The 25,246-nt window shown below is 71.3% G+C and carries 29 protein-coding genes; 15 read left to right on the plus strand and 14 right to left on the minus strand.

The annotated features are described in order from the left end of the window. Window positions 1-83 precede the first annotated feature (83 nt). Window positions 84-905 carry an SDR family oxidoreductase gene (locus tag ACZ7P3_RS36585; protein ID WP_472088386.1) on the minus strand — a complete coding sequence of 274 codons (822 nt, stop codon included), beginning with the start codon at window positions 903-905 and terminating at the stop codon, window positions 84-86. Window positions 906-988: 83 nt separating this feature from the next. Here ACZ7P3_RS36585 and ACZ7P3_RS36590 point away from each other — a divergent pair, with 83 nt between their 5' ends. After that, a complete protein-coding gene (locus ACZ7P3_RS36590) occupies window positions 989-1,597 on the plus strand; it encodes a TetR/AcrR family transcriptional regulator (protein WP_472088388.1) in 609 nt (202 codons plus the stop codon). A gap of 204 nt (window positions 1,598-1,801) precedes the next feature. Here the strand turns inward: ACZ7P3_RS36590 and ACZ7P3_RS36595 are convergent, their stop codons facing one another. Continuing rightward, window positions 1,802-3,637 (minus strand): acyl-CoA dehydrogenase family protein, encoded by a 1,836-nt coding sequence (locus tag ACZ7P3_RS36595; protein WP_472088390.1) that lies wholly within the window; start codon window positions 3,635-3,637, stop codon window positions 1,802-1,804. Between the two features lie 502 nt (window positions 3,638-4,139). Between ACZ7P3_RS36595 and ACZ7P3_RS36600 the strand changes: the two genes are divergently transcribed. The 5 genes from ACZ7P3_RS36600 (at window position 4,140) to ACZ7P3_RS36620 (ending at window position 9,268) form a co-directional block, all read left to right on the plus strand. Next, entirely contained in the window at window positions 4,140-4,823 is a 684-nt protein-coding gene (locus tag ACZ7P3_RS36600; RefSeq protein WP_472088392.1) for a ScbR family autoregulator-binding transcription factor, read from the plus strand. Between the two features lie 119 nt (window positions 4,824-4,942). After that, on the plus strand, window positions 4,943-6,181 hold the full coding sequence (locus tag ACZ7P3_RS36605) for a cytochrome P450 family protein (RefSeq protein WP_472088393.1): 1,239 nt from the start codon (window positions 4,943-4,945) through the stop codon (window positions 6,179-6,181). Window positions 6,182-6,456: 275 nt separating this feature from the next. Continuing rightward, the gene (locus tag ACZ7P3_RS36610) at window positions 6,457-7,113 is read left to right on the plus strand and encodes a ScbR family autoregulator-binding transcription factor (protein WP_472088395.1); all 657 of its coding nucleotides are present in this window, start codon (window positions 6,457-6,459) and stop codon (window positions 7,111-7,113) included. Between the two features lie 257 nt (window positions 7,114-7,370). Next, window positions 7,371-7,769, plus strand: coding sequence for an ACT domain-containing protein (locus ACZ7P3_RS36615; RefSeq protein ID WP_472088396.1), 399 nt, complete (start codon window positions 7,371-7,373; stop codon window positions 7,767-7,769). 131 nt (window positions 7,770-7,900) lie between these two features. Beyond that, the gene (locus tag ACZ7P3_RS36620) at window positions 7,901-9,268 is read left to right on the plus strand and encodes a S41 family peptidase (protein WP_472088398.1); all 1,368 of its coding nucleotides are present in this window, start codon (window positions 7,901-7,903) and stop codon (window positions 9,266-9,268) included. A gap of 104 nt (window positions 9,269-9,372) precedes the next feature. Here the strand turns inward: ACZ7P3_RS36620 and ACZ7P3_RS36625 are convergent, their stop codons facing one another. Beyond that, window positions 9,373-10,962: a glycerol-3-phosphate dehydrogenase/oxidase gene (locus ACZ7P3_RS36625; protein WP_472088400.1), complete on the minus strand. Its 1,590-nt coding sequence runs from the start codon at window positions 10,960-10,962 to the stop codon at window positions 9,373-9,375. Beyond that, window positions 10,959-11,558, minus strand: a complete 600-nt coding sequence (locus ACZ7P3_RS36630; RefSeq protein WP_472088401.1) for a TetR/AcrR family transcriptional regulator — start codon at window positions 11,556-11,558, stop codon at window positions 10,959-10,961. Before ACZ7P3_RS36630 ends, ACZ7P3_RS36625 begins: the two co-directional genes overlap by 4 nt. A gap of 83 nt (window positions 11,559-11,641) precedes the next feature. Between ACZ7P3_RS36630 and ACZ7P3_RS36635 the strand changes: the two genes are divergently transcribed. The 5 genes from ACZ7P3_RS36635 (at window position 11,642) to ACZ7P3_RS36655 (ending at window position 16,293) form a co-directional block, all read left to right on the plus strand. Continuing rightward, window positions 11,642-13,234, plus strand: coding sequence for an FAD-binding oxidoreductase (locus ACZ7P3_RS36635; RefSeq protein WP_472088403.1), 1,593 nt, complete (start codon window positions 11,642-11,644; stop codon window positions 13,232-13,234). Window positions 13,235-13,314: 80 nt separating this feature from the next. Next, entirely contained in the window at window positions 13,315-14,220 is a 906-nt protein-coding gene (locus ACZ7P3_RS36640) for a diacylglycerol kinase family protein (protein WP_472088405.1), read from the plus strand. A 267-nt stretch (window positions 14,221-14,487) separates the two neighbouring features. Beyond that, a complete protein-coding gene (locus tag ACZ7P3_RS36645) occupies window positions 14,488-14,982 on the plus strand; it encodes a cupin domain-containing protein (RefSeq protein WP_472088406.1) in 495 nt (164 codons plus the stop codon). A gap of 136 nt (window positions 14,983-15,118) precedes the next feature. After that, window positions 15,119-15,481 carry a DoxX family protein gene (locus ACZ7P3_RS36650; RefSeq protein WP_472088407.1) on the plus strand — a complete coding sequence of 121 codons (363 nt, stop codon included), beginning with the start codon at window positions 15,119-15,121 and terminating at the stop codon, window positions 15,479-15,481. Between the two features lie 263 nt (window positions 15,482-15,744). Beyond that, on the plus strand, window positions 15,745-16,293 hold the full coding sequence (locus tag ACZ7P3_RS36655; protein WP_472088408.1) for a ferritin-like domain-containing protein: 549 nt from the start codon (window positions 15,745-15,747) through the stop codon (window positions 16,291-16,293). A 287-nt stretch (window positions 16,294-16,580) separates the two neighbouring features. Here the strand turns inward: ACZ7P3_RS36655 and ACZ7P3_RS36660 are convergent, their stop codons facing one another. Next, window positions 16,581-17,552, minus strand: coding sequence for a hypothetical protein (locus ACZ7P3_RS36660; protein WP_472088410.1), 972 nt, complete (start codon window positions 17,550-17,552; stop codon window positions 16,581-16,583). A gap of 227 nt (window positions 17,553-17,779) precedes the next feature. Between ACZ7P3_RS36660 and ACZ7P3_RS36665 the strand changes: the two genes are divergently transcribed. Continuing rightward, the gene (locus tag ACZ7P3_RS36665) at window positions 17,780-17,980 is read left to right on the plus strand and encodes a hypothetical protein (RefSeq protein WP_472088411.1); all 201 of its coding nucleotides are present in this window, start codon (window positions 17,780-17,782) and stop codon (window positions 17,978-17,980) included. Between the two features lie 102 nt (window positions 17,981-18,082). Next, complete coding sequence (locus tag ACZ7P3_RS36670) at window positions 18,083-18,238, plus strand: DUF6131 family protein (RefSeq protein ID WP_472088412.1); 156 nt, start codon at window positions 18,083-18,085, stop codon at window positions 18,236-18,238. 120 nt (window positions 18,239-18,358) lie between these two features. Here the strand turns inward: ACZ7P3_RS36670 and ACZ7P3_RS36675 are convergent, their stop codons facing one another. From ACZ7P3_RS36675 to ACZ7P3_RS36715, 9 genes are all read right to left on the minus strand, one after another. Then, window positions 18,359-18,532 carry a CsbD family protein gene (locus ACZ7P3_RS36675; protein ID WP_472088414.1) on the minus strand — a complete coding sequence of 58 codons (174 nt, stop codon included), beginning with the start codon at window positions 18,530-18,532 and terminating at the stop codon, window positions 18,359-18,361. A gap of 305 nt (window positions 18,533-18,837) precedes the next feature. Then, window positions 18,838-19,263: a gas vesicle protein K gene (locus tag ACZ7P3_RS36680; protein ID WP_472088416.1), complete on the minus strand. Its 426-nt coding sequence runs from the start codon at window positions 19,261-19,263 to the stop codon at window positions 18,838-18,840. Further along, the gene (locus tag ACZ7P3_RS36685; protein ID WP_472088418.1) at window positions 19,260-19,493 is read right to left on the minus strand and encodes a gas vesicle protein; all 234 of its coding nucleotides are present in this window, start codon (window positions 19,491-19,493) and stop codon (window positions 19,260-19,262) included. The genes ACZ7P3_RS36680 and ACZ7P3_RS36685 overlap by 4 nt, the downstream gene beginning before the upstream one ends. Beyond that, the gene (locus tag ACZ7P3_RS36690; protein ID WP_472088420.1) at window positions 19,490-20,314 is read right to left on the minus strand and encodes a GvpL/GvpF family gas vesicle protein; all 825 of its coding nucleotides are present in this window, start codon (window positions 20,312-20,314) and stop codon (window positions 19,490-19,492) included. The genes ACZ7P3_RS36685 and ACZ7P3_RS36690 overlap by 4 nt, the downstream gene beginning before the upstream one ends. After that, window positions 20,307-20,765 carry a gas vesicle protein gene (locus ACZ7P3_RS36695; protein ID WP_472088421.1) on the minus strand — a complete coding sequence of 153 codons (459 nt, stop codon included), beginning with the start codon at window positions 20,763-20,765 and terminating at the stop codon, window positions 20,307-20,309. Before ACZ7P3_RS36695 ends, ACZ7P3_RS36690 begins: the two co-directional genes overlap by 8 nt. 21 nt (window positions 20,766-20,786) lie before the next feature. Further along, window positions 20,787-21,041: a gas vesicle protein GvpG gene (locus ACZ7P3_RS36700; protein ID WP_472088423.1), complete on the minus strand. Its 255-nt coding sequence runs from the start codon at window positions 21,039-21,041 to the stop codon at window positions 20,787-20,789. Window positions 21,042-21,053: 12 nt separating this feature from the next. Continuing rightward, complete coding sequence (locus ACZ7P3_RS36705; protein ID WP_472088425.1) at window positions 21,054-21,767, minus strand: GvpL/GvpF family gas vesicle protein; 714 nt, start codon at window positions 21,765-21,767, stop codon at window positions 21,054-21,056. A gap of 2 nt (window positions 21,768-21,769) precedes the next feature. After that, window positions 21,770-22,300 carry a gas vesicle structural protein GvpA gene (locus tag ACZ7P3_RS36710; protein WP_472088426.1) on the minus strand — a complete coding sequence of 177 codons (531 nt, stop codon included), beginning with the start codon at window positions 22,298-22,300 and terminating at the stop codon, window positions 21,770-21,772. A gap of 31 nt (window positions 22,301-22,331) precedes the next feature. After that, entirely contained in the window at window positions 22,332-22,694 is a 363-nt protein-coding gene (locus ACZ7P3_RS36715) for a gas vesicle protein GvpO (protein ID WP_472088428.1), read from the minus strand. Between the two features lie 147 nt (window positions 22,695-22,841). Here ACZ7P3_RS36715 and ACZ7P3_RS36720 point away from each other — a divergent pair, with 147 nt between their 5' ends. Both ACZ7P3_RS36720 and ACZ7P3_RS36725 read left to right on the plus strand, forming a co-directional pair. Further along, a complete protein-coding gene (locus tag ACZ7P3_RS36720; protein WP_472088429.1) occupies window positions 22,842-23,849 on the plus strand; it encodes a histone protein in 1,008 nt (335 codons plus the stop codon). A 3-nt stretch (window positions 23,850-23,852) separates the two neighbouring features. Continuing rightward, window positions 23,853-24,878, plus strand: coding sequence for an SRPBCC family protein (locus ACZ7P3_RS36725; RefSeq protein ID WP_472088431.1), 1,026 nt, complete (start codon window positions 23,853-23,855; stop codon window positions 24,876-24,878). Window positions 24,879-25,246: the final 368 nt, after the last annotated feature.

Here is a 25,246-nt window from a genome sequence, read left to right on the forward strand (position 1 = left end):
GAGCGGCCTTCCGGCTTCGGAACCGGGCTCGCCGGCACTCGAAGCCGACCTGCCTGCCCCGCACTGCTCCCGGCCCGCCGGCGTCAGCGGAACGCCGGCGCGTTGCGGGCCGCCCAGGCCGTGAAAGGGGTCGCGGGGCGGCCCAGGATCCGCTCCACGTCCGCGCTGACGGCCTGCTCCTCGGGGGTCGGTTCACCGAGAATGGAGAGGGTCCCTTCCACCACCGGGCCCGGCATGAACCGCGCCATCTGGGCGCGGGCCTCCTCGCGGCTCTGCTCCACGAAGGTCACCGGCTCGGCCAGGGCACGGGCGAGGGCGGCGGCCCGCTGCCGGGGAGTGGTGGCCTCGGGGCCGGTCAGCGTGTAGGTGGCGCCGTCGTGACCGTCCTCGCGCAGCACGGCGGCGGCGACCGCGGCGACGTCGTCCGGGTCGACGAACGGCAGCGCCACATCGGCGAAGGGCGCTGCCGCGGTGCGGTGCAGCCGGATGGACTCGGCCCATGCGAACGCGTTGGAGGCCATGCCGCCCGAGCGCAGCACGGTGAAGGCGGTCCCCGACGCGGCCAGGGCCGCCTCGAAGGCGGCGGCGTGTGCGTAGCCGTGCGGCCGGGTGCCCACCCCCTGCGAGGACAACAGGACCACCCTCGTCACGCCGGCCGCGGCGGCCTGCTTCAGGATCCCTTCCGGATCGTCGCCGGCCACCAGCAGGAACAGGGCCGTGGCCCCCTCCAGCGCGGGCCCGAGACCGGCCGGCCGCCCGAGGTCCGCGGCGACGGCCCGCACACCCGGCGGAACGTCCCCGGGGCCGATGTGCCGTGCCAGGGCGGTCACGGCCTCGCCCTCTTCCGTCAGCTTCGAGACCAGCGCCCGTCCGACGTTCCCCGAACCGCCCGTCACCACGATCATGGCATTCGCTCCTCGATTGAGTTAGTTGACTAACTAAGTCGCTACGCTAGCCGTCCGGTCCGGCGCTGTCTACTCTTAGTCAGGTGACTGACTCAAAATCCGCTGCGGCGACCGGAGCCGCCGCCCCGTCCCGGCGGGGCGGCAAGCGTGAACGTCTCGTCGAGGCCGCTGTCCAGGTCTTCCACCAGCACGGCGTGGAGAAGACCACCCTCGCGGACATTGCACGGGCAGGCGACGTCCCGCTCGGCAACGTCTACTACTACTTCAAGACCAAGGACCAGCTGGTCGAGGCGGCGGTCGACGCCCACTGCGACCAGCTCACCGTGCTCACCGCCCGCCTGGACAGGCTCCCCGATCCGGTCACCCGGCTGCAGACGCTGATCGCCGGCTGGGTGGAGCAGCGCGAGACCGCGGCCCGCTTCGGCTGCCCCTTCGGCACGCTGGCCACCGAGCTCGACAAGCGCGACGACGGCCTGGACGAGGCCGCCGCCAAGGTCATGCGGGCCCTTCTCGACTGGGTCGAGGGGCAGTTCGCCGAGCTGGGCCGGCCCGACGCCCGCGCCCTCGCCGTCGAACTGGTCGCGGCCTACCAGGGCATGTCGGTCCTCACCAACACCCTGCGCGACCCCGGCCTGATGGCCGACCAGGGCCGACGCCTCCAGTCCTGGATCGGGAGCCTCGCGAAGTCCTGACCCGGCCCCGGACCTGCTGCCCATGAAGGCCGTTTCGACGGACGAACGGCAGCCGGGCGTACGGTAACCGGCCGTGCGGCAGCCGGGCGAACGGTAACCGGCCGTGCGGCACGGCCGCCCGGACCGTCGCAGCCCGACAGGGCTCCGTACGGGACCGCCGGTTGCGGCGGTCGGGCGGCCGTCCTGCGCCGGCGAACCGGCCGGCTACTCGGCCGCGATGGCGTAGTCCGCGAGCGAGACCCGCCCGGAGTTGGCCAGCGGGATCCCGTCGAGGTACGCGGCAGGCAGGTCGAACGCCTCGACGAAGTCCGTCATGTGCGGGGCGAGATCGCGCAGCACGTCGTCCAGGAGCTGGGGCAGGGCGCGCACCTGATCGCCGGACAGATGGCCGTCGGCCAGCAGATCGCCGGAGTGCTCGCCGATCTGCTCCAGCAGGAACAGCACGCAGAGCCTCTCCAGAAGGCCGCGGGCCTCGGGATCCGTCGTCCGGGCGGCCGCGTCCAGGAAGGCGTCGGCCGCTTGCAGACGGGCGTGCACCGACACCATCTCCAGGGCGGCGGACGAGGCGCCGTTCCACCGTTCCACCGGATCCCCGGAAGGACCCCGGCGCAGGGCCGCGCGCGCCCGGTCCTGCCAGATGACCTCGGCGCAGGCCAGTAGCCCGCGCAGATGCCGGGGATCCGTCAGCCGGTCCACCCCGCCCGGGGAGCCGGGGGCGGTCCGCGGCGGCTGGTGCTCGAAGAGCATCTCCGCGGCGGCCTTCACCCAGATCACCAGGTTGTCGCCCTCGGCGGTGATGGTGCCCTCGACGTACTGCGGGAACTCGGACAGGCCGTTGACGGCGAACAGGCCCTGTGCTCCGCAGCGTTCGCGGCACTCGATGGTGATGTCCCGTGCCTGCCAGGTGATCCAGCTCTTGGCGACCGCGATCAGGCGCTCGGTCTCCGCCCGCTGTCCGGCGTCCCCGGCGCTGTGCTGCTCGCTCCAGCGGGCGAGCACCGAGCGGTGCAGGAAGGTCATGGCATAGGCCGTGGCGAGGCCCTTCAGAAGCCGGCCGTGGTGCGAGCGGTGGGCGTTGACCGGGATGCGCTCACCCGCTCGCGGCCCGCTGACCTGCCGCTGGTCGCCGTAGCGGACGGCTATGGCGAGGGCGGCCCGGGTCGCGCCGACGGCGGCACCGCTCATGCACAGCTTGCCCATCGTGACCCGGCCGATGGACTGCAGGAACCGCTTGCGCCGGTTGCCGAGGGTGCTGTGCAGGCGGCCGTCGGCGTCCAGGCGGCCGTGCGCGGACTCCAACAGGGCGTCACGCGGCAGCAGCACGTGCTCGAACGCGGTCAGACAGTGGTCCACCGGGGCGCCGGTGCGCAGGGGCAGCCGGCGGACCCGGACCCCCGGCAGCAGGCCGCGCTCGTCGCTCAGCGGCGTCAGGAACAGGAAGACGCCCTCGTCCCGGCCGTCGACGAGGAGCCGGGCGGCCACCACGGCGCTCTTGGGTCCGCCGGTCATGCTGGTGTTGGGCATGAACTTCTGGGCGCCCGCGTGCGGGGTGTTCAGTACGAACCCGCCGGTGACCGGGTCCAGTTCGGCGGTGGTCTCCAGGGCCGAGGCGTCGTTGCCGTGCTCCAGCTCGGTGCACAGGAACGTGCCGGTACGCCGCAGGGTCGTGAAGTCGGACAGGTCACGGCTCCCGGCGCCCTCGTGGTCGAGCAGGCTGCCGAGGAAGAGGTTGTAGTGGATGCTCGCCACCGTGCACAGGCCCCCGCCGCCGTCCACGATCGCCGCCCACTCGTGCAGCCCTGCCAACAGCCTCGGGTCGTCGGCGAGTTGCTCGGCGCCCTGGGCGGTGTCGTTCACCATGCGCAGCCACTCGTAGGACAGGGCGGCGCGTTCGGCGGAGCCCAGTCCGGGGCGGTGGCGGAACGTCTCCCGCGCGATGAGGCCGCGCCACCTGGCGTGGATGTGCTCACGGTCCTCGCCGTCGAAGAGGAGCCGGGTCAACTCGCCGGTGAGGGCACCGGGAAGCGGTCCGTCGGCCATGAAATCCGCATCGTCCGTCCGGCTCGTGTCCGGATGGATTACCTGATGCGTGTCATAGTGCTCGATCTCCGGCAAAGAGGGGATATGTACCTGAGGTGTCAGAAGGGTCATGACCCTCTCCAGTAGTCGCAGATCCGGAAGGGTTGGGTGCGCAAAGTCAGAAGATACGGACCTCCCGGTTTGCTAATCAAGCCAAGTTTCTGCCAACGGCGGCTGAACCGTGTCGACATGCGGCTTCCGCCCGGATGCGGAAGCGAGAGGGATCCGGGCTTCCCCGCCGGGCCCGAGGACGTTCCCACGTGCGGAAGTGCTGCGGGAACGTTGAGATACCGGCTGACAGGTTTTATTCTGGGGGGCAGCGACGGCCGGGAAGTTCCTGCGTGCAAGGTGAGGAGGGGACACGTGCATGCTTGAAAGGCCATCTTTCGGGGTGGCAGGATACGTACCTGTCGGTCTCTTTTTGTTGCCGACAGGCCCGTGAAGCCAGTGCGGAGGATGTGCCGTGGCCTTGCAGGAACGAGCGATCAGGACAAGGCGCAACATCCTGGTGGCAGCCGCTGACGTCTTTGCCGACGTCGGCTACGAGGCGGCGACCATCTCGGAGATCCTCCAGCGGGCGAATGTCACCAAGGGTGCTCTCTATTTCCACTTCGCCTCCAAGGAGCAACTCGCCCAGGCGGTGCTGACCGACCAGCTGAAGTCCGTGCCGGACTCGCCGCCGCGGGAGCTGGTGCTCCAGGAGGGCCTCGACGCCGGGTTCCTCCTTGCCCATCTGCTCGGCGTGGGCGACCCCATGGTGCGCGGCAGCATCCGCCTGACCGTGGACCAGGGTTCACCGCACGACGGGCTGGACCGGCGGGTACCGATGGCCTCGTGGGTCGACCACAACGCCCATCTGCTCGAACGGGCGAAGGCGAACGGGGAGTTGCTGCCCCAGGTCGATGTGGGGGCCGCGGCGAAGGCATTCGTCGCCGCGTTCACCGGGGCACAGGTGCTCTCCAAGATCATGAACGACCATGCGGACCTGATGGAACGGGTGGTCGACCTCTACCGGCACCTGATGACCAGCATCGCGGTCCCCGCTGTGCTGGTACGCCTGGACATGTCACTGGACCGCGGGCGGCGGGTCTACGAAGAGGCCATCGAGCTGAGCCGGGAACCGGAGGAGGCTCCGGCCGTCGGCTGAGCGGACGGCCCTCCGAGGGCCACGGACGCAGGTATCCCGGGTGCGGGGAGCGGACATCGCTTCCATGGGCACGTCGCGACACAACAACGTGATGCAGGACCGACCCAGGGAGCACAACGATGGAAAAAACAGCCTGCCCTTACGCCTTGGACCTGATGGGCCAGGACCACATGGGGGAGGCCGCGATGCTGCGCGCCCAGGGCCCCGCGGTCCAGGTGGAGCTGCCCGGAGGGGTGCTCGCCTGGGCCGTCGTACAGCAGGAGCACGTGGAGCGGCTGCTCACCGATCCGCGTGTCTCGCGCAGCGCGCGCCTGCACTGGCCGCCGTTCATCGAGGGGAAGATCACAGGGGAGTGGCCGCTCTACCCGTGGGTGGCGAACGAGAACATGCTGTTCGCCTACGGGGAGCACCACACCAGGCTGCGCCGGCTGATGGCCGGCGCGTTCACCGCGCGGCGGTCGGAGGCCCTGCGTCCCCGGGTGGAGGAACTCTCGGCCGAACTGCTGGCCACGCTCGACGCCCTCGCCCCCGGTACACAGGTCGACCTGCGCACCGCGTACGCGGAGGTGCTGCCGCTGCGGGTCATCTGCGAACTGTTCGGAGTGCCCCAGGGTGCCGAAACGGACGCCCTCTCCGCGGCGCTGAGCACGGTGTTCAGCTCCACCGTCTCCGCCGGGGCGATGGAGGCGGCGCGGCTGGAGGCCTTCGGGCGGCTCGCGGCCCTGGTGAAGGCCAAGCGGGAGCGGCCGGGCGAGGACCTCACCAGCGCGCTGATCGCCGCCCGGGACCACGGCGACCGGCTCACCGAGGACGAACTGCTCGGCTCCCTCTTCATGTTCATCGCCGCCGGCCAGGACACCACCGCCACCCTGATCACCAACGCGGCCGGCGCGCTGCTGACCCACCCCGAGCAGCTGGCGCACCTGCGCGCCGGCCGGGCCGGCTGGCCGGACGTGATAGCCGAGACCATGCGGGTGCACACCCCCGGTGCGTATGCGCCGATGCGGTTCGCAGTGGAGGACATCGACCTCGACGGGGTCAGGATCCGCAAGGGTGACTGCATTCTCGTCAACTTCGCGGCGGGCGGCCACGAGACCGACCGCCACGGGCCGGACGCGGGCCGCTTCGACCTGCTGCGCACCGCCGACCGAGACGTCCTCGGCTTCGGTCACGGCCCGCACCGCTGCCTCGGCGCACCCCTCGGTGAGATCGAGGCCGCCTCCGCGCTCTCCCGGCTGTTCGAACTGTTCCCGGACGTCCGGCTGGCCTGCGCGCCCGAGGAGTTGGCACCGCTGCCGACCTTCATGCTGAACGGGTTCCGGTCGCTGCCCGTGGTGCTGCGTCCGTCGGCGTCCTGAGTACGGAGCATGTGCCCACCGGAAGTCCGCCGCCCGACCAGGGCCGCGGACTTCCGCGTCTCCTGGTGTTCATGTCGCCGTATGGATCTCCTCTCGCACAGGTCACCCAAACCAGCCACGCGGTTTGGTCGGCCTCGGCGGACACCTGTCGGAGTCTTTTCCCTGGTGCGCCGTCAGGTCTTGCCGCGCCCGAGCCTCATAAACATACTGAACATGCGGTTATCCGGAGTTGAGGCTCTGGGTCCGTATCCGCGCAGAAGCAGGAGGAGGGCGTCATGGTGAAGCAGGTCCGGGCGGCTCGGACACGGCAGGCCCTCGTCCTCGCTGCGGCAGAGGCCTTCGCCCACGACGGATACGCCCGCGCGTCGCTGCCGGCGATCAGCAAACGGGCCGGGGTGAGCGCCGGCGCCCTGCACTTCCACTTCCCGAGCAAGGACGCCCTCGCGGGCGAGATCGAGAGCGTGGCGGCGCACAGGGTCGAGGAGCTGGCCGAGCGCTGCCGGTCCTCGGACGACAGCGCGCTCGGGGTGCTGGTGGCGGCCATCCGCCAACTCGTGGTCGCGTTCGCCACCGACCCGGTCGTGCGCGCCGGGTTCGCCCTCGGCGGCGACCTGTCACGGGACGGCGGGGCCACCGTGCTGGACCGCTGGCACGGCTGGGTGCGCGATGTCGTCGGCCAGGCGCAGCGGTCGGGGGAGCTCACGGAGAGTGTCTCGCCCGAGGGGGTCGCCGTGGCCGTGGTGGCCGCCACGGTCGGTTTCGAGGCGCTCGGCGGCCGGGACCGCGACTGGCTGTCGAAGGAACGCATGGTGGAGTTCTGGGCCTGTCTGCTGCCGCGGCTGTCGGCCGTACCCGGCCATGACCCCGCCGGGGTGCCCGGGAGCGAGGCGGTCGTCGACCGGGACACCGCGAACAGCCTCGCCGGTCTGTGAGACCGCTGCCCTGCTGCCCTGCTGCCCTGCTGTCCGCGGCCTCCAGCCGGTCGGCGCCCCCGAGTTCGGCATCCGCCTGCTCGACGCCCCGGACGCCTGGACCATCCCCTGGCACTCGGCGGCCGTCCGCAGGTCCTACGGCACCCGGATCCTGCCGCCCGCGCCCGGGCCGCCCGACTGGGCCGTCTGGTCCACCGCCACACCAGGCCCAGCCACTTCGAACAGTGCTGACGCCGGTGTCCCGTAACGTGGGAACCATGACCGGTGAGAGTGATCTGCAGAAGCTGCTGAGCGGTATGCGTCCGGAGCTGCACCAGGGCCGTTATGTGTTCACCACTGTCGAGGGCGGTGTGCCTTCCGGCGTGAGCCCCGTGGTGACGGTCGCCGAGCGGGAAGGCCTGACCGTGGTGGCGCCGCTGGAGGAAGCGGACGCGGCCGGGATGGCCTACGACTACGTGGCCGGCTGGATCACCCTGCGGGTCCACTCCGCGCTGGAGGCGGTGGGTCTGACCGCCGCGGTCGCACGGGAACTCGCCGACGCCGGCCTGAGCTGCAACGTCGTCGCCGGGTTCCACCACGACCACCTCTTCGTGCCGTACGAGCACGCCGACCGGGCGGTGGCCGTCCTGGAAGACCTGGTGGAACGCTTCGCCTGAGCCGGGGGCGATGTCCGGGAGCGGGTACGGGGGTTGTCCCGACCCCGGAGTCACCGGCCCACCGGATGGTGGGCGCCGGGTGCCGTCGGCCACGGTGGTGTTCCGCAACGCACCACCGGAAGGACAAGACCGTGCGCATCGTCACGACCGCCGTCGTCGCCCTCACGCTCACCGCGGCCGCGGTACCGGCCGCGAGCGCCGCGCAGCCCGGCCCCGCGAGCACCGACGGCGTGTGGCGGACGGACGGTTACGGCACCGTCCTCGCCCTGGGCGGGGGAGCGCTGCAGGAGTACCAGACGACGTCGGTCGGCTGCCTCAAGGGCGACAGGTCACCACAGACCGGCCCCGGCACCTACCTGACATCGGACGGCACCCTCCTGACCGTGCGGACCGGGCACGACCGCGACGACGCCACGCTGGCCGCGGACAGCTCGGTGGGTCACCGCACGCTGCGCAGGATCGCGGCGCTGCCGGCCGGCTGCGCCCGCCCGCTGCCGGACGACCCCCGTACCGCCTTCGACGTCTTCTGGCAGACCTACGAGGAGAACTACCCGTTCTTCGCAGCGAAGGGCATCGACTGGCACGCCGTACGGGACCGGTACCGGCCGCAGGTGCACCGGGACACCACCAGGAAGCAGCTCTTCGGGATCTTCAGCCGGATGGTACGGCCGCTGCACGACGCCCATGTCGTGGTCCAGGACGGTGACACCAGGTTCTACGAGGTCAGGCCCGGCACTGAGGTCCCGACCGAGGAACTGGACGCCCGGGTCAAGAAGTTCATCGTGGCGGGCGACCTCAAGGACGCCTCGCACCGGCAGGACTTCGTGGCCGGCCGGATCACGTACGCCGACCTGCCCGGCGGCCAGGGCTATCTGCGGATCTCCGGCTTCGGCGGATACGCGGGCGAGAACGCCCCGTTCAGTGCCGAGCGAGCGGCACTGGACAGGACACTGAACGCGGTCCTGACCACCGAGCGGGTCGAGCGCCTGAAGGGGCTGATCATCGACCTGCGGATCAACGGCGGCGGCTCCGACAGCCTGGGCATCCGCATCGCCCGGCGCCTGACCGACACTCCCTACGTCGCCTACGCCAAGCGGGCCCGCAACGACCCCGCCGACCCCACCCGGCACACCCGGCCCGAACCCGTGCCCGTCGTCCCGGCCGACGCGCCCCGCTACACCGGCCCCGTCGCCGTCCTGACCGGCGGTTCGACGGTGAGTGCGGGCGAGACCTTCACCCAGGCACTCATGGACCGGCCCGGCCGGACCGTCCGTATCGGCCGCAGCACGCAGGGCGTCTTCTCGGACGTGATGGTGCGCCACCTGCCCGACGGCATGGTCTTCAGCCTGCCCAACGAGGAGTTCCTGACCCGCACCGGCCGCACCTTCGACGGCACGGGCATCCCGCCGCACATCGTCGAACCGGTCTTCACCAAGGAGGAGTTCGCCAAGGGCCGCGACTCGGCATTCGACCGGGCGGTGAACCTCCTCGGCGGCTGAGCCGGACGGCCGGGCTGGGCTGCGGATGCGGTGGGACGGCACGTCGACACCGGTCGGACGTGCCGTCCCCGGTCCGGTTCAGCGGCTGAACGCCCGTGGCCGGATCACGCGCCGCGCACGGCGGACCGGGCCTGGGCCAGGACCTCCCCGGCGACGGCCAGCGCCTCGGTGCGGTCCTCGGGGACGAGGCCGATGCGGGTGCGCCGGTCCAGGAGGTCCGATGCGTCGAGGGCGCCCTCGTGCCGGGCGGCCCAGACGAGTTCGGCCCGGGTGACCGGGTGTCCGGGCAGAACGGGTTCGGCCAGGGCCGGGTCCGCCTCGGCCAGGGCGTGGACGGCCGGGGCCTCGGTGCCGTAGCGGCGGACCAGACGGCGAGGTGCGGGCAGGGCGCGCAGCCGTTCGGGCGCGGCGGCACCGACCAGCGGCAGGGACGCGGTGGGGGAGGGGCGCACGGTCAGGCCACGGGCCGCCGCGGCGGCGTCGACGGCGTCCTGTGCCATCCGCCGGTAGGTGGTGAGCTTGCCGCCGACGATCGTGGTCACTCCGTCGGGCGAGGTCAGCACGGCGTGCCGGCGCGAGATGTCGGAGGTACGGGCCGGGCTGTCCCCCGGGCCGTCGTGCCCGGTGGTGTCCAGCAGGGGGCGCAGCCCGGCGAAGGCGCCGACGACCTCGTCCCGGCGTACGGGCGTGTCCAGGGCGGAGCCGAGCACGTCCAGCAGGAAGCCGATGTCGGTCTCGGGGACCTCCGGCACGTCCGGGACCTGGCCGTCGACCGGCTCGTCGGTGAGGCCGACGTAGACCCGGCCGTCGCCCTGGGGCAGCACCAGGACGAAGCGGTTGGTCTCGCCGGGGATCGGGATGTGCACACCGGCCGGCAGCGTGCCGAGCCGTTCCGAGCGCAGCACCAGATGGGTGCCGCGGGAGGGGCGGATGCGTATGCCGCCGACGAGGTCGCCCGCCCACACCCCGGTGGCGTTGATCACGGCGCGGGCGCGGATCTCGCCCTCCTCGCCGGTGAGTTCGTCACGGATCCGGGCGCCCGTCCCGGTCAGCTCCAGCACCCTGACCCGGGTCAGCATCCGTGCGCCGCGCGCGGCGGCGGTCCTCGCGAGGGCGGTCACCAGCCGGGCGTCGTCGGTCACCCGGCCGTCCCAGGACAGCAGTCCGCCGCGCAGCCCGTCCGCACGCACCGAGGGCGCCAGGTGCCGGGCCTCCGTCGCCGACAGCCGGCGCGGGGCGGGCAGGACCTGCCGCGGGGTCCGGGCGGCGAGCCGCAGCAGATCGCCCGCCCGGAACCCGGCCCAGGCCAGCGAGGCCTGGGTCCGCGACACCAGAGGGGTCAGCGGCAGCACGAACGGCTGCGCGGCCACCAGGTGCGGGGCGGTGCGGGTCATCAGCACCCCGCGTTCGACCGCGCTCTCGTGCGCCACGTCGAACTGCGCGGAGGCCAGATAGCGCAGCCCGCCGTGGATGAGCTTGGAACTCCAGCGGGAGGTGCCGAAGGCCAGGTCGTGCGCGTCGACCGCGACGACGTCCAGGCCGCGGGCGGCCGCGTCCAGGGCGGCTCCGGCTCCCGTGGCACCGAGGCCGACGACGAGCACGTCGGCCACCCTGCCGTCCGTGGCCTCGGTCAGTTCCCGGGTGCGCCGGCCGGCGCTGAGGGACGAGCCTCGTACGGCCTCGGTGTCGCTCATGGCGTCAGGGTCCTCTCCAGAAGGGTGCGCAGCTCGCCGAGGAAGGCCGGGGAGCCGAGCTCCGGGTCGTCCTCGTCGGTCATCGTGCGCAGGGACAGGGCGAAGGACTGCACGATCAGCAGCAGGGCGCGGGCCTGCCGTTCGGTGTGGGCGGTGCGCACCGATCCGTCGGCGTGACCCTCGCGCAGCGCGTCGGCCAGCAGCGCCAGCAGCGCCTCCTGGCTCGCGCCGCGCCGGTCGAGCACGTAGGGGAGCAGCAGTTCGGGGTCGACGTCGACGATCTTGCGGAAGAGCGGGTGAGCGCGGAAGGCCTGCACCCCCACCGCCAGCCCCTCGACGATCCGGGCCCGGGTGTCCGTTCCGGGCGTGGACTCCGGGATCGCGCGGGTGGCCACGGCGATCCACTCACGGGTCATCAGATCGCCCACCAGGGTGCGCAGGTCCGGCCACCGCCGGTACAGCGTCATCCGGGACACGCCGGCGCGGCGGGCCACGTCGGCGAGGGTGGTGCGGCGGACGCCGACGGCCAGCACACAGTCGCGCACCGCGTCGAGCACGTGGTCATTGTCCGAACCGTTGTGACGAATAGGCGTCATGTGTCACAGTGTAACGCCCCGGGGGCCGGGCGGAGCCGCCGCCGCGCGAACCGAGCACACCGACCTGTGAGGACGACCCTTCGATGGACATGCTGTGGAACGGCTGGGGCGACCCGGCCAAGGCGACACCGCTGCCCGGCACGGTGACCGGCCTGCTGCGCGACCTGCTCGGCGTCAAGCCGCGCAGCACGCCCGCCCTGGCACTGGAGGACATCCGCCTGCCCGAGCCCACGGCCGGCCCGGCGGCGCTGAAGGCGCTCGCCGAGGCCGTCGGCGGCCCGGACCACGTCCGCACGGACGCCGAGAGCCGCATCCGGCACACCCGCGGCAAGTCCACCCCCGACCTGCTGCGCCTGCGCTCCGGTGACGTCCGCGACGTCCCGCAGGCCGTGGTGCTGCCCGCCTCCCACGACGAGGTCCTCGCCGTGCTGAAGGCCTGCGCCGCGCACGGCCTGGCCGTCGTGCCCTTCGGCGGCGGCACCTCCGTCGTCGGCGGCCTCGCCCCCGAGCGGGGCGCCTTCGTCGCCCTGGACCTGCGCCGCATGAACCGACTGCAGGTCCTGGACCCCGTCTCGCGCACCGCCGTGCTCCAGCCCGGCCTGCGCGCCCCCGAGGCCGAGGCCCTGCTCGCCGCGGAGGGCTTCACCCTCGGCCACTTCCCGCAGTCCTTCGAGTGGGCCACCATCGGCGGCTTCGCCGCCGCCCGCTCCAGCGGACAGGCCTCCGCCGGCTACGGCCGCTTCGACGAGATGGTGCTCGGCCTCACGCTCGCCACCCCCGAGGGGACCGTCGAGACGGGCCGTGCCCCCCGCTCCGCCGCCGGGCCCGACCTGCGCCAGCTGATCCTCGGCTCCGAGGGCGCCTTCGGGGTCATCACCTCCGTCCTCGTGCGGATCCGCCCGCTGCCCGAGGCGCGCGTCTACGAGGGCTGGCGGTTCGCCTCCTTCGAGGAGGGAGCCGCGGCGCTGCGCCGGCTCGCCCAGGACGGACCCCGGCCGACCGTGCTGCGCCTGTCCGACGAGACCGAGACGCTCATCGGCCTCGCCCAGCCGGACGCCATCGGTGCGGGGCTCGCGCAGGGCGACGCCGGATGCACGGCGATCACCGGTTACGAGGGCACGGCCGAGGACACCGCCCAGCGGCGGGAACAGGCGGCGGCCGTGCTGCGGGAGGCCGGCGGAACCCTGCTCGGCTCCGAACCGGGCGAACGCTGGGCCCACGGCCGCTACTCCGCGCCCTATCTGCGAGACGCCCTCCTCGATGCGGGCGCCTTCGCCGAAACGCTGGAGACCGCCGCCTTCTGGTCCCGCATCCCCGACCTGTACACGGCCGTGCGCACCGCCCTGACCGACACCCTCACCCAGGCCGGCACCCCGCCGCTGGTGATGTGCCACATCTCCCATGTGTACGAGAACGGCGCCTCGCTGTACTTCACCGTCGTCAGCGCCCAGGGCGAGGACCCCGTCGCACACTGGACCCGTGCCAAGCACGCCGCCAACGACGCTGTCCTCGCCGCCGGGGGAACCATCACCCACCACCACGGGGTGGGCACCGACCACCGCGACTGGTATGTCAGGGAGGCCGGACCGCTGGGCGTCGAGGCGCTGCTCGCGGTCAAGCGCCGGCTCGACCCCGAGGGGATCCTCAACCCCGGCGTCCTGCTGCCCACCGACTGACCCACCCCGCCCGGCCGTTCCCCCTCCAGCGTCACCGCCCGGCCGTTCCACCTCTACCGTCACCGCCCGGAGGCACACCGATGCGACAGTTCACCGCCGTCGTCAACCCGACAGCGGGCGGCTCCACCGGGGCGGCGTCGCTGCTCCAGCTGGCCCGCCTGCTCCGCGAAGCCGGCGCCGGGCTGGAGACGGAGTACAGCCACAGCCTCGCCCACGCCCAGGACATCGCCCGGCAGGCCGGGGAACGCGGCCGGGTGGTCCTGGCGGTCGGCGGGGACGGCATGGCCGGCGGCATCGGCGGGGCCCTGAGCGGCACCGGCACGGTCCTCGGGCTGGTGCCCGCCGGGCGCGGCAACGACTTCGCCCGCGCCCTGGACCTGCCCGACGACCCCGCCGCACTCGCCGACATCCTGCTGCACGCCGAGCCGAGGCGCGTCGACACCATCGAGGTGGAATCGGCCGTCCACCGGGGCACCGTGGTCCTGGGCAGCGTCTACGCCGGGGTCGACGCACTGGCCAACCGGCACGCGAACCACGCCCGTCTGCTGCGCGGCGCCGCCTCCTACTACGCGGGCGGCCTGCGCGCGGTCACCTCGTGGCGAGCGGCGGACTACCGCGTCACCGTCGACGGCGAGGAACACGCCCACCGCGGCTACACCGTCGTGGCCGCCAACTCCCCCTACTACGGCTCCGGCCGGCTCATCGCCCCCGGCGCACGCGTGGACGACGGACTGCTCGACATCGTGATGATCCGCGACGCGCCGCGCCGGCTGTTCTTCGCCCTCATGAACGAGCTGAAGACCGGCGCCCACATCCGCCGTCCCGAAGTACAGGTCCTGCGCGGGAAGGAAGTGCGCATCGAGGCCTCCCGCCCCGTTCCCTACGGCGCCGACGGCGAGGTGGAGGCGACCCTGCCGGTGACCGCCCGGGTACGGCCCGGCGACCTGCCCGTCCTGTACCGCCCCGCGGCCTCCGGCGACCACTGAGGCACCGGCCCGCACCGCCTCGCCCTGTCCTGCAGGCCGGCCCCGTTCCGCCGGAGTCCTGCAGGCAGGCGCGGTTCCGCCGCAGTCCTGCAGCCCGGTGCTGTTCCGCCGGCGCGTACGACACGGGCGAGGCAGTGCTCCGGCCTTGCGCGCCGCCGCGGCCATTCGCAGTCGCACCACGCCCCCTACTGCGGCGATACCCGTACGGTATCGGCTTCACGGAATGGGTCTTGGACAGTCCCGGCGCCGTGGCAGTGGAATCGCAGCATGACTGACGAACCGAAGAACAGCGAGCCGACTGCCGACCCCGCCGTATCGGTGGTCGGTCCGGGCGACGGTGAGACGATCCTCCTGGGCACCACGCGCCTGCGCGTCCTCGAGGACGGCAGCAACACCGGGCACCGCCTCGGGCTCGCCGAGTCCGTCCTCGCGCCGCACACCCCCGGACCGCCGCAGCACCGCCACGCCCAGCACGACGAGGGCTTCTACGTCATCTCCGGCACGGTGCGGTTCACCGTCGGGGACAAGGACTACGACGCGGACGCGGGCACGCTCGTGATGGTCCCGCCCGGAGCCCCGCACACCTTCGCCAACACGACCGACCAGCCGGCCGTCATGCTCAGCACCTTCACGCCGGACCTGTACGTGCAGTACTTCCGGGACCTGCAGGACATGATCGCCGGCGGCCGGGCGCTGACTCCGCAGGCGAACATCGAAGCGATGAGCCGCTACGCCACCGAGCCCGCCACGGACTTCGCCTAGAGGCCGGGAGCGCCACGCCGCCCGGTTCGCCCGCTCCTCCTCGAGATCCGGACCGCTCCCGCACGCGTGTGCCCTCCGGACGACTCCCCTGGTGACGCTGTGTCACACACCCCTGCTGATCGCGGAATGGGAAATCGTGAACGTCGCATATTGGATCCTTGCCGGGCTGCCGGCCCTCTTCTACGTCTACGGGGGCGGGGTGAAGGTGGTCCAGAGCCGTGACCAGCTTCGACCGATGATGGCCTGGGTGGACAGCACCCCGATGCCGGCCGTCCGGGCCATCGGGGTGACCGAAGTGCTCGGCGCGACCGGGCTGGTCCTCCCGCCGCTGACCGGCATCGCGCCCTGGCTGGCCCTGGCCGCGGCCATCGGGTTCGTGCTCCTGCAGATCGGCGCGACCGTCGTTCACCTGAGCCGGGGAGACCGCCAGGTCGCCCTCAACATCACGCTCCTCCTCGCCGCGGCCGTGACCGTCCCGTTGGCGACGACCTGGCTGTGACGCCGATGCCGATGCCGGGCCGGGGCCGCGACCTGCGGTCCCGGCCCGTCCTGCCGCGTCGTGCGAGGTCGTCCGGGCGACGTTGCATGCCTTTGCGGGGGAGCGACGGCAGCGGCTCAGCCCCGACGGCCGGTTCGACAGGGCCCGCAAACGCATCGAAGGGCTGCATCGAACCGGTCATTTTCGGACAGCGGCCGTGCCTTTGCGTGACGAGCAGGGCAGTCCCTCTGCTGGGCAACCGAGGGAACAGAGGAACGGAAAGCATGAGCGACTCATTCGTCCTGGACGTCACCAGGATCCGCGAAGAAGCCAGGCGGAAGATGGAGGAGGGCCCGGTCACCGGCACCTACGGCCTCGACAAGGACCGTGTCATCGCCGTCCTCAACGACGTGATCGCGACCGAGGTGGTGTGCTGGCTGCGCTACACCCGTCATGCGATTTCCGCGATCGGCATCGACCGCGCCCAGGTGTCGGCGGAGTTCACCGAACACGCGGCCGCCGAGATGCAGCACGCCATGCTGGCCGCGGAACGTGTCTCCCAGCTGGGCGGCGACCCGGACTTCGACCCGGCAACCCTGGCCCAGCGCGCTCACACCGACTACACCGCACCGAATCCGGACGACCTCAAGGCGATGCTGGAGCACAATCTGCTCGCCGAACGGATCGTGATCTCCAGCTACCAGGAGATCATCCGCTGGCTCGCGAACCACGATCCCACCACCCGCCGGATGATGGAGGCGATCCTGGAAGAGGAAGAGGAACACGCCGACGACATCTTGGACCTGCTCGGTACCCAGGCACCCTCCCGGTGACGGGAGGGCAGGAGCACCGATGGGCCGCGGGGCACACGGATACCTGCGAAGTACCCGTGCGGCGCAGGGCTGGTCGTCGACGTGAGAAGCGCCGGGACCGGGTACCCGGCCGCTGAGCGCGGCGAAACGCACCGCCGACGCGAGGAAGGGACCCTCGGGCGTCATCCGCCTCGGACGTCGCCGGCCGCCGCATGGGACCACCGCGTTACACACCCACGAAGCCGGCCGCGCAGGGGCGCGGCCGGCCTGTTCGCAGCCCGGCTCCGGTCCGCCCGGCCCCGTGAGGGTCAGGCAGGGACCGGTTCGGAGGTCGTGAGGATCGTGGCGCGGGCCTGGTGGCGGCGCTCGTACTCCAGCACCCGCCGGGTGACACGCTCGGTGGCCTCACCGAGCCGCTTGAGGATCTCGTCCTCGTGCATGCCGTCGTAACCGGGCCAGGGTTCGGGCCCGAGCAGGTCCGCGATCCTGCCCAGGATCGCGGGACGCGCCGCATGCGAGCGCTCATAGGCGCCCACCGTGGCGAGATCCGTCTGGGACAGCTGCGGCAGCCGGTCGAGGACGGTCCTGGTGCTGAGCCGTCGGTAGTCGGAGATCGGCAGCTCCATCTCCGAGATGAGGGCTCCCTCCGGCGCTGCCTTGAGCCGGTCCATTCCCGGCATGCGCTCGGCCGTCTCCCGCAGCCAGTTGCTCCATTCGCGCACCGCCCGGGCGGCGCTGCCGACGCCCAGCCCCTCGGCGGCCACGACCGCCGCCCCGGCGTGCTGCTCGAGGCTGATGCCGAGTTCCTCCAGCGTCTCCTCACCGTCGTGGCGGACCGAGCGCACCAGGTCCGCGCTGACGCCGTCCTGGGCCTCCTGCGCGATTCGTTCGGCCGCGCGGCAGATCGCCACCGCGAAAGCGGTGACCGCGTACTCGTCCTGGACGTTCTTGAGCATCTGCTGCTCCGTTGTCCCCCGGCCCCGGAACAGGGCGCCCGGGACGGCCCTGGCCGCGCTGAGGGGCATCCGGGCCGCCTGCTGGGTGGCGTGCCAGACAGTTCCGGCGACCGTCTGCACCAGCCCGCGGGGCTTCAAGGAGTTCAGCCGCTCGTCGATGAGGTACACGTGGCCCCGGGCGTCCCCCACACGGCGCTCCAGGATCTCCCGGTACTCTCCGGAGGGCGTCACTGCGAGATGGGCTCTGAAACGGTCGGCGAGCGCGGCTTCGGCCTCACGGACCTCACGCAGCGCAGGAACGAGCATGTCTGTGGCTACGGCCATCACGTTTCCTTCGGCTAGTGCGATGCTCGCAAGAATCGGACCGGCATACGGCCGGTCCGGTTTTCCCCACGGTGCACCGAAACGACTGCCCCCGCATCTTGTGACCCACCACGGACAGCCCTGCAGGCCGCACCGGGATGCGCCGTGTGGGACCGGGGGATCGGGGCAGTCGGCCGGTGCCTCCTCGTCTCCGCGAGGAGGCACCGGACCTGCGTGAGGACGAAACCATGAGAACCCCCGACGAGAACGACACCTCCCAGAGCGCGCCGACCGTGGCCCCCACCCCGGAGGACCTCCGGGACAAGACAAAGGACGACCGCGAGCCCCCGTCCCGCCCGGCGGCGGCCCGGACACCCGCGCCGACCCGCGGTGCCCGCGGCCGGCCTGCCGCCACCGAGCGTGGCGGCGGAGAGGGCAAGGCGACGTAAGGCCCCTGACGATGGACGATTTCGCCGGTGAGCGGCAGGGATGAGGCCGCGGCTTCAGGGAACACGGGAGGCACCACTCAGGCCAACGGCAGGAGGCACACCATGATCGCCCTCGGCATCATCCTGCTCATCATCGGTTTCCTCACCGGCATATCGATCCTCTGGACGATCGGCCTCATCCTGACCGTGATCGGCATCGTCTTGTGGATCATGGGATCCATGGGACACGCAGTCGCCGGCCGACGCCACTATTGGTGACCGATGGGTGACAGCATTCCGGCCGGGGGATCGGCAGCGGGAACCCACGGCACACAAAGGCATACAAAGAGCGGGATCCCTGTGATGTGGGAATCGGGATCCCGCTCCTGGCGTGGCGCGTCAGTGCTTGAAAATGTCCTTCGTCTTCTCCTTCGCCTGACGTGCGTCGCCCTTCGATTTCTCGGCCTGTCCCTCGGCCGCCATCCGCTCATTTCCCAGTGCGCGGCCGGCAGTCTCCTTGGCCTTGCCCTTGGTCTGTTCCATCTTGGCCTTGGCCTTTTGGTTTCGGGCCATGGTCGTTCACTCTCCTCACCGAATACGGCGGCGTCGTCCACTCACCGGGTACCCCTATGGGGCGGGGAAACGCGCCCCGTCTTCGGACTTTGCGCCGGCGCACCGCACGGTTCGTGGCGCCCGCGCGATGCCGTGTCCCCCGGAGCCGGCCGATGACGTACGTGAGAGTCCGGCGCGAGCCTCAACGAGCATGTGGCGGGGGGTGGTTGGCCCACCGCCGACATGCGGGACGGCTGCCGTTCCGCCACGTCCCGGAGCGCGACGGAGCCGTGCGGCGGGCCCATGAGCAGTTCCGCCGGCCATCGTCACTCGGGCTGATCGGGCGGCAGGAGAGTGCCGAGCGGGCCGAGGTCCAGGTTGAGGTCCGCCATGGTCAGGCCGTAGCGGGCGCACAGATCGCTCATGCGGTCGTGGAGGATCATCAACGTGGTGCCCAGCCGCTCTTCCTCCTCCTCGGTGAGGTCGCCCTGGTCGACGCGGTGCAGCGCCTGCCGCTCCATGAGCTGCCGCAGCAGCTCGACCAGGGTGAGGACGAGCCTGACCAGGTCGCGCTCGACCGTGTCCGGATCCGCGCTGATCCGGCGGGCCGGGCGCGGCGGCTCCCGCCGTCCGGCGGGTGCGATGTCGTCCGGCACGGCGGGCAGCAGCCGGAACGCCCGGGCGGCCGCGTCGGCGACCTCGCGCAGACGGTCGGGCGGATCGGGACGCCTGCCCCCGGGCGGGCCCGTCACGGCTCGTCCACGGGGGGTGCCGCGGAATCCCACGGCGACGGGTTCCGGGCGCTCACGGAGACGATCAGGGCCCGCAGGGAGATGCGGACCAGATCGATGTCGGCGATCGACAGCACCACGTCCCCGGTGAGCACGACGCCGCCGCTCAGCAGGCGGTCGAGCAGGTCGATGAGGGCCACCTGGCGCTGCGCCGGCGGCTCGGCCCGGGGCTGCCGCTCCGTGCCGCTCATGGCGCCGGGTCCGGTGCCGGATCCTCCGCGCCGGGCGGTGCGGCGAAGGAGTACGGCGCCCAGGGCCCGGTGACCTCGATCCGCACGCCGGGCAGTCCCCGGGCCGCATCGAGGACCCGCGTACGGAATTCCTCCGCCGTCCCGTGCGCGAGGAGGTAGGCGTCGTTGACGATGTTCTCCCCGGCGCCGGTGGCGAGCTCCCCCTGCTGCACCCGGTGCCGGGCATGACCGGCCGCCATGTCGCGGCCGATCGCCTCGACACGTTCGGCGGCCTGCAGGGCGGCCCGGTAGGACTCGTCGCGCGCGTGCCGCTGGGAACGGCGGGCCCGCAGATAGGCCCGGCCGGGGCTGAGTGCGTCCGCCGTGCCGGCCGCGTCCGCCTCGTCGGTGACCTGCGGTTCCGGCTGGGGCTCCACATAGATCTTGACGCCCCATTCGAGACGGCCCGCCAGTCGCCGCACGGCCTGCGAGAACTGCTCCGCGTCCGCCCGCAGCATGCTCTCCACACGCCCGTCGTCCAGGTACACCGTGGCGAGTCTCAGCGGGAGCACGGTGGTGTGCGCGGCCAGGGCCTCGATCACGGTGTGGTGCGCGCGGGCGACGACCTCCAACCAGTCCAGGTCCTCGAGATGGCGTCGCAGCGCGCTCTCCTGGAAGTCCTGGCCGGGCACCGAGCTGACGGCGGCGGCGAGTTCGCTCCCGGGGCCGGCCGGTACCAGACGGACCGCGGTCCCCGCCACGCCCGCCACGCCGTCCAGGGCCGCGGCGAGTCCCTCGGTGCCGCGCAGCACGGCGTAGGCGTAGGTGACCGGTTCAGTCATCGGCCGCCCCGCTCCTGCGCCGGGTGGAGGAGCGCGAGGTCCCCGGCCGGGTGGCGGACCGCGAGGTTCCGGGCCGGCCGGCGGCCCGCTGCTTCTCGCCCTGCGACAGCTCCCGTTCTTCCTTCAGCGCCTCGATCTCGGCGTGCAGCCGCCTGTTCTCCTCGGCCAGCGCACTCTCGCCGGCGTGCGAGGACAGCGACGGATCGTGCTCCCACCAGTCGATCCCCATCTCCCTTGCCTTGTCGACGGAGGCGACGATGAGCCGGAGCTTGATGGTGAGCAGCTCGATGTCGAGGAGATTGATCCGGATGTCCCCCGCGATGACGATCCCCTTGTCCAGAACGCGCTCGAGGATGTCGGCCAGGTTCGCCGAGGAGCCCTGCCCGTAGCCGTACGGGGCCGTCGCCCTGGACGGGTAGGAACTCAGCCGGCTGGCGGGGGGTTCCGACACGGCAGGCACCTCGATTCCAGCTCAGGGAGCGGTCTCGCCCCTCCGGTACGCCGCGATCTCTTCCAGACGGTCGAGCAGCCGGTCCTCCTGCTCGTCGAAGCTCCTCTGGTCGATGCGGCCCTCGAGCAGCGCTCTCTCCAGCGCCGCCAGTTCACGCTCGACGGGCTCGGGGTCGTAGTACTCCCGCTCCGCGGCCTCGACCACCCGGTCGACGACCCAGGTCACGCCCCGCACGGGCGCCAGCGGGAAAGTGAGGATCTGCGTCAGCAGGCCCATGAGCAGCGCCTCTCAGACGAAACTGTACGGGGGCAGCGGTCCGCGCAGCCGGAACTCGCACTCCTCGCCCAGTTGGTTGGCCAGGCTGATCCCCGTGGCAAGGAACATCTCCTCCTCGTCCTCAGGGACCAGGAAGGAGACGTTGAGGAAGTCGCGGCCGCCAGGTGGCGAGAGGCTGTTCTCACGCGCGTACGGACGCAGCGCCTCGACGATGCCCGCGGCGAGTGCCTGCTGTCGCGCCTCGGCTTCCTGTGCGACCAGTTCGCCGAGCGCGAGCGACATCTCGGGGGTGGCGGCGCCGTCGCGGGTGGCGGTGTTGAGTTCGCGGGCCTCCTCCGACTCCAGCAGGATCCGGCGCAGCAGCGCCTCCTCCTCCCAGGAGACTTTCAGGTTGTACTCCGTGGCGCCCTTGAGGTTCTGCAACTGCTCCTGGTATTCGCCCGCACTGTCCTCCAGGGCCTTGCGAACGACGTCGTCGGTCTCGGCCGTCATGCCGAACCGCAGCGGCAGGACCGCTCCGTCGGCCATCAGCCGCTCTTGGACCTCCTGGTGTGCCAGAACGTCACGACGCCTGGGCCGCAGATCCTCAGGAGCATCGCTGACGACCGCACACAGTACTCCGGCGGTCACCGTGCGCAGTGGACCGGGCGATTCGCCGACGCCGTGGAGGTCGTCCAGCCGCATCGGGTGGTCCTTCGAGGCGATGGAGTAGACGTAGACGGCCATGCTCACTCCCTCTGCCGCCGGGCAGCCCTTCGAGCCGGTCGACGGCGGTGCTGCTGCCTGGGCTCCTCCTCGTATTCGGGCTCCTCCTGCTCCTCTTCCCCGTTCTCCCCGTTCTCCCCGTTGTCCTCGTTGTCCTCGTTCTCCTCGTACTGGTCTTCGTCCTCGCTGTCCTCTTTTGTGCCGCTGCCGGTCAAGGTGTCCTTGACGGCCTCGACCGCGCCGGTCAGGGCGCCCTTGGACTTGCCCTCCGCCCCGCCTTCGGTGATCTCGCCGACGAGGTCGGTGAGCTGTGTGGGCTGTCGGCTGCCGGATTCGAGGTCGAGGCGGTTGCAGGCCTCGGCGAAGCGCAGGTAGGTGTCCACACTGGCCACGACGATGCGGGCGTCGATCTTGAGTATCTCGATGCCCACGAGGGACACGCGGACGAAGACGTCGATGACGAGGCCGCGGTCGAGGATCAGTTCCAGGACGTCGTACAGGCTGCTCGTGCTTCCGCGCGAGATGCTGCCTCCGCCCTGCGGCACCACGGTCATGGCGCCTCCCTTCACCACCCCCTTGTGCGTATCAGCGGCGCCGGTCGATCTGGCCGCGCGTGTAGCGGCGGGTCCGTTCGTACGCCAGCAGGTCGCCCTCCTCGTCCAGCGTCACGTGGTAGGTGCCCAGCACGCTGGTGGTCTCGGGGACTCGCTCCAGTTCGAGTACCTCGACATCCGCTTCCCAGCCGTCTTCGGTCGGCTTTATTGCCGACACCGACTCGGGGGACCGTCCGAGGAGTTCCTCCAGTTGCCCTGCGGCGGAGCGCATGGCCCATGCCGCCGAGTGCTTGCCGGGCTTGTGGGCCCTGTCGCTGCGGGCACGGCGCGTGCCGTCGTCACCGTGGGAGGGTCGCCTGCCACTCCCCGTGCCGTCCTTTTCTGACCCGGCCATGTTCCCAACTCCGTCGCTGGAGCGGCGCTTCCCCGTCACGTAAACGTACTATTTCAACATATACACCTTGAAAGTGTGCCGTGACGGGCCGCTGGCGGCCGCGCGCCGCCGGGCGACCGCATAGCGGCTCGCCGGAGGGAATGATCGATGAACGATTCCACGAAGATCGCTCTCGCCGCCGCACTGGCCGGTGGCTACGTCCTCGGCCGTGCGAAGAAGGGACGACTCGCCTTCGGAGTGGCCACTTACCTCGCCGGCCGCCGTTTCGGCCTCGAACCCCAGCAACTGCTCACCGAAGGCCTGCGCAGGCTCCAGGAGTTGCCGCAGGTCGCCGACCTCAACGAGCAGGTGCGCGGCGAGTTCAAGGACGCGGGCCGCAAGGCGCTCGCTGCCGCTGCCGACCGCAAACTCGCAGATCTCGCGGATGCCTTGCACGAACGGACCACCCGTATCGGCACCGAGAAGGAAGAGGAGGAGGAAGAAGAGGAGTACGAGCCGGAGGAGGAAGCGGAAGAGGAAGGGGAAGAGGAGGAACCCGAGGACGAGGAAGTGGAGGACGAGGAGGAGGAACCCGAGGAGGAAGAGCCGGAAGAAGGAGAGGAAGAGGAAGAGGAGGAAGAGGAGGAAGAAGAACCGGAAGAGGAAGAGGAGCCGCGTCCGAAGAAGGCCACGGCCAGGCGCAGGCGCCCTACCCGCCGGGTTGCCCGGGAGGAGCCGGAGGAGGAGCCCCCCAGGCGCCGCCGCACGGCCAAACGTCCGTCCGCGCGGCCCGCGCCGCGCAAGACGCCCGCCCGCAAGACCACCGCCAAGAAGACGCAGCCGGCGAAGAAGACGGCCAAGAAGAGCGCGGCACCGCCCAGGAAGGCCGCCGCGAAGAAGACCGCCGCACCGGCGAGGAAGACCGCTGCGAAGAAGTCTGCGCCGCCTGCGAGGAAGGCCGCCGCGAAGAAGTCTGCGACACCCGCGAGGAAGTCTGCGACACCCGCGAGGAAGTCTGCGGCACCCGCGAGGAAGTCTGCGGCACCCGCGAGGAAGTCTGCGGCACCCGCGAGGAAGTCCACGGCGAAGAAGACCGCCCCCAGGAAGTCCGCGCAGAAGAAGACTGCCGCGCAGAAGAAGACGACCGCCAAGAAGGCGTCCACCCGGCGGAGGTAGGCCATGGCCAGGACGGCACAGAAGACCGGGCGGGACGAGCCTTCCGGCCTCGACCGCTTGCGCGACGAAGTCGTCGACTACCTCGGCGCCCAGATGGAGCATCTCGCGGACGTGGCGGGCGACAAGGTGGAAGACCTCACCGACCAGTTGCTGGACGTGGCGGAGAACGGGGGAGTCCTCCCGAAAGTCGGCGCCCGCGTCCTCCAGGGGGATTCACCCGTCAAGGCCCTGATCGGCGAGAAGGCGAAGAGCATCAAGGACAGCGTGACCGAAAAGGCTTCGAGCCTGTTCGGCGGCGGCAAGGGCCGTAAGTCGGGAACTCCCAAAGTCACGACCATCATCGAACACCTCGATGTAGGTGTCCCCGTCCGCGTCGCCTACGACCACTGGACCCGGTTCGAGAAGTTCAGCTCCTTCACCAAGGGCGTGCGCAGCGTGTCCCAGGGGGACGACACCAGCAGCGACTGGAAGGTGAAGGTGGGGCCTTCCACTCGTTCCTGGAAGGCCACGATCCAGGAACAGATTCCGGACGAGCGCATCATGTGGACCTCGGACGGAGCCAAAGGCAGCACCCGCGGCTGCGTCAGCTTCCACGAACTGACACCCACGCTCACGCGCATTGTGCTCGTTGTCGAGTACTACCCCTCCGGATTCTTCGAGAAGACCGGCAACCTGTGGCGTGCCCAGGGGCGCAGGCTGCGGCTCGACGCCAAGCACTTCCAGCGTTACGTCACGCTCTCCGACGAGGATGCCGACGGCTGGCGCGGTGAGATCCGTGACGGCGAGGTGGTGCGCACCCACGAGGAGGCGCTGGAGGAGGAAGAGGCCGAATACGAGGACGAAGAGCCGGAAGAAGAGAACGGAGAAAACGGAGAAGCAGAGGGAGCGGACGAGGGGGCGGACGAGGTAGAAGGCGAGGAAGAGGGCGAGGAAGAGGGCGAGGAAGAGTCACCCGAAGACGAGTACTCGGACGACGAAGCCGAGTACGAGGACGAAGACACCTACGAAGACGACGACGGAAAGGCGTGAGGCCGCGGCGAGGTGATGCCCCCTGCTGCGCTCCCACCGGAACAGCCGGAGACTGACCTGCCGACCCGGTCGAGGTCGGGCGCGGCCGACATGGTTACTCGCCCCCTTCGCGGAGCTGTTCGAGTCGTTCCGCGAGGAAGCTCCACGTCCTCCAGAACTCTTCGAGGTACTCCCGTCCCTGAGCGTTGAGGGAGTGCACCTTGCGTGGCGGCCCCTTCTCGGAGGGGACCCGGACCTGCCTCTGGGGTGCCGGCGGCCGGCGGGACGTTTGCCGAAGCAGCAACGGAATTCGTGCCGGCCGCACGATCCGATCCACGATCACGAGCAGGCCGTTCGAGGGCGGGCCGTGACCTGTCCCCGTCCCGCGG

Source organism: Streptomyces sp. NPDC107581 (assembly GCF_055657175.1).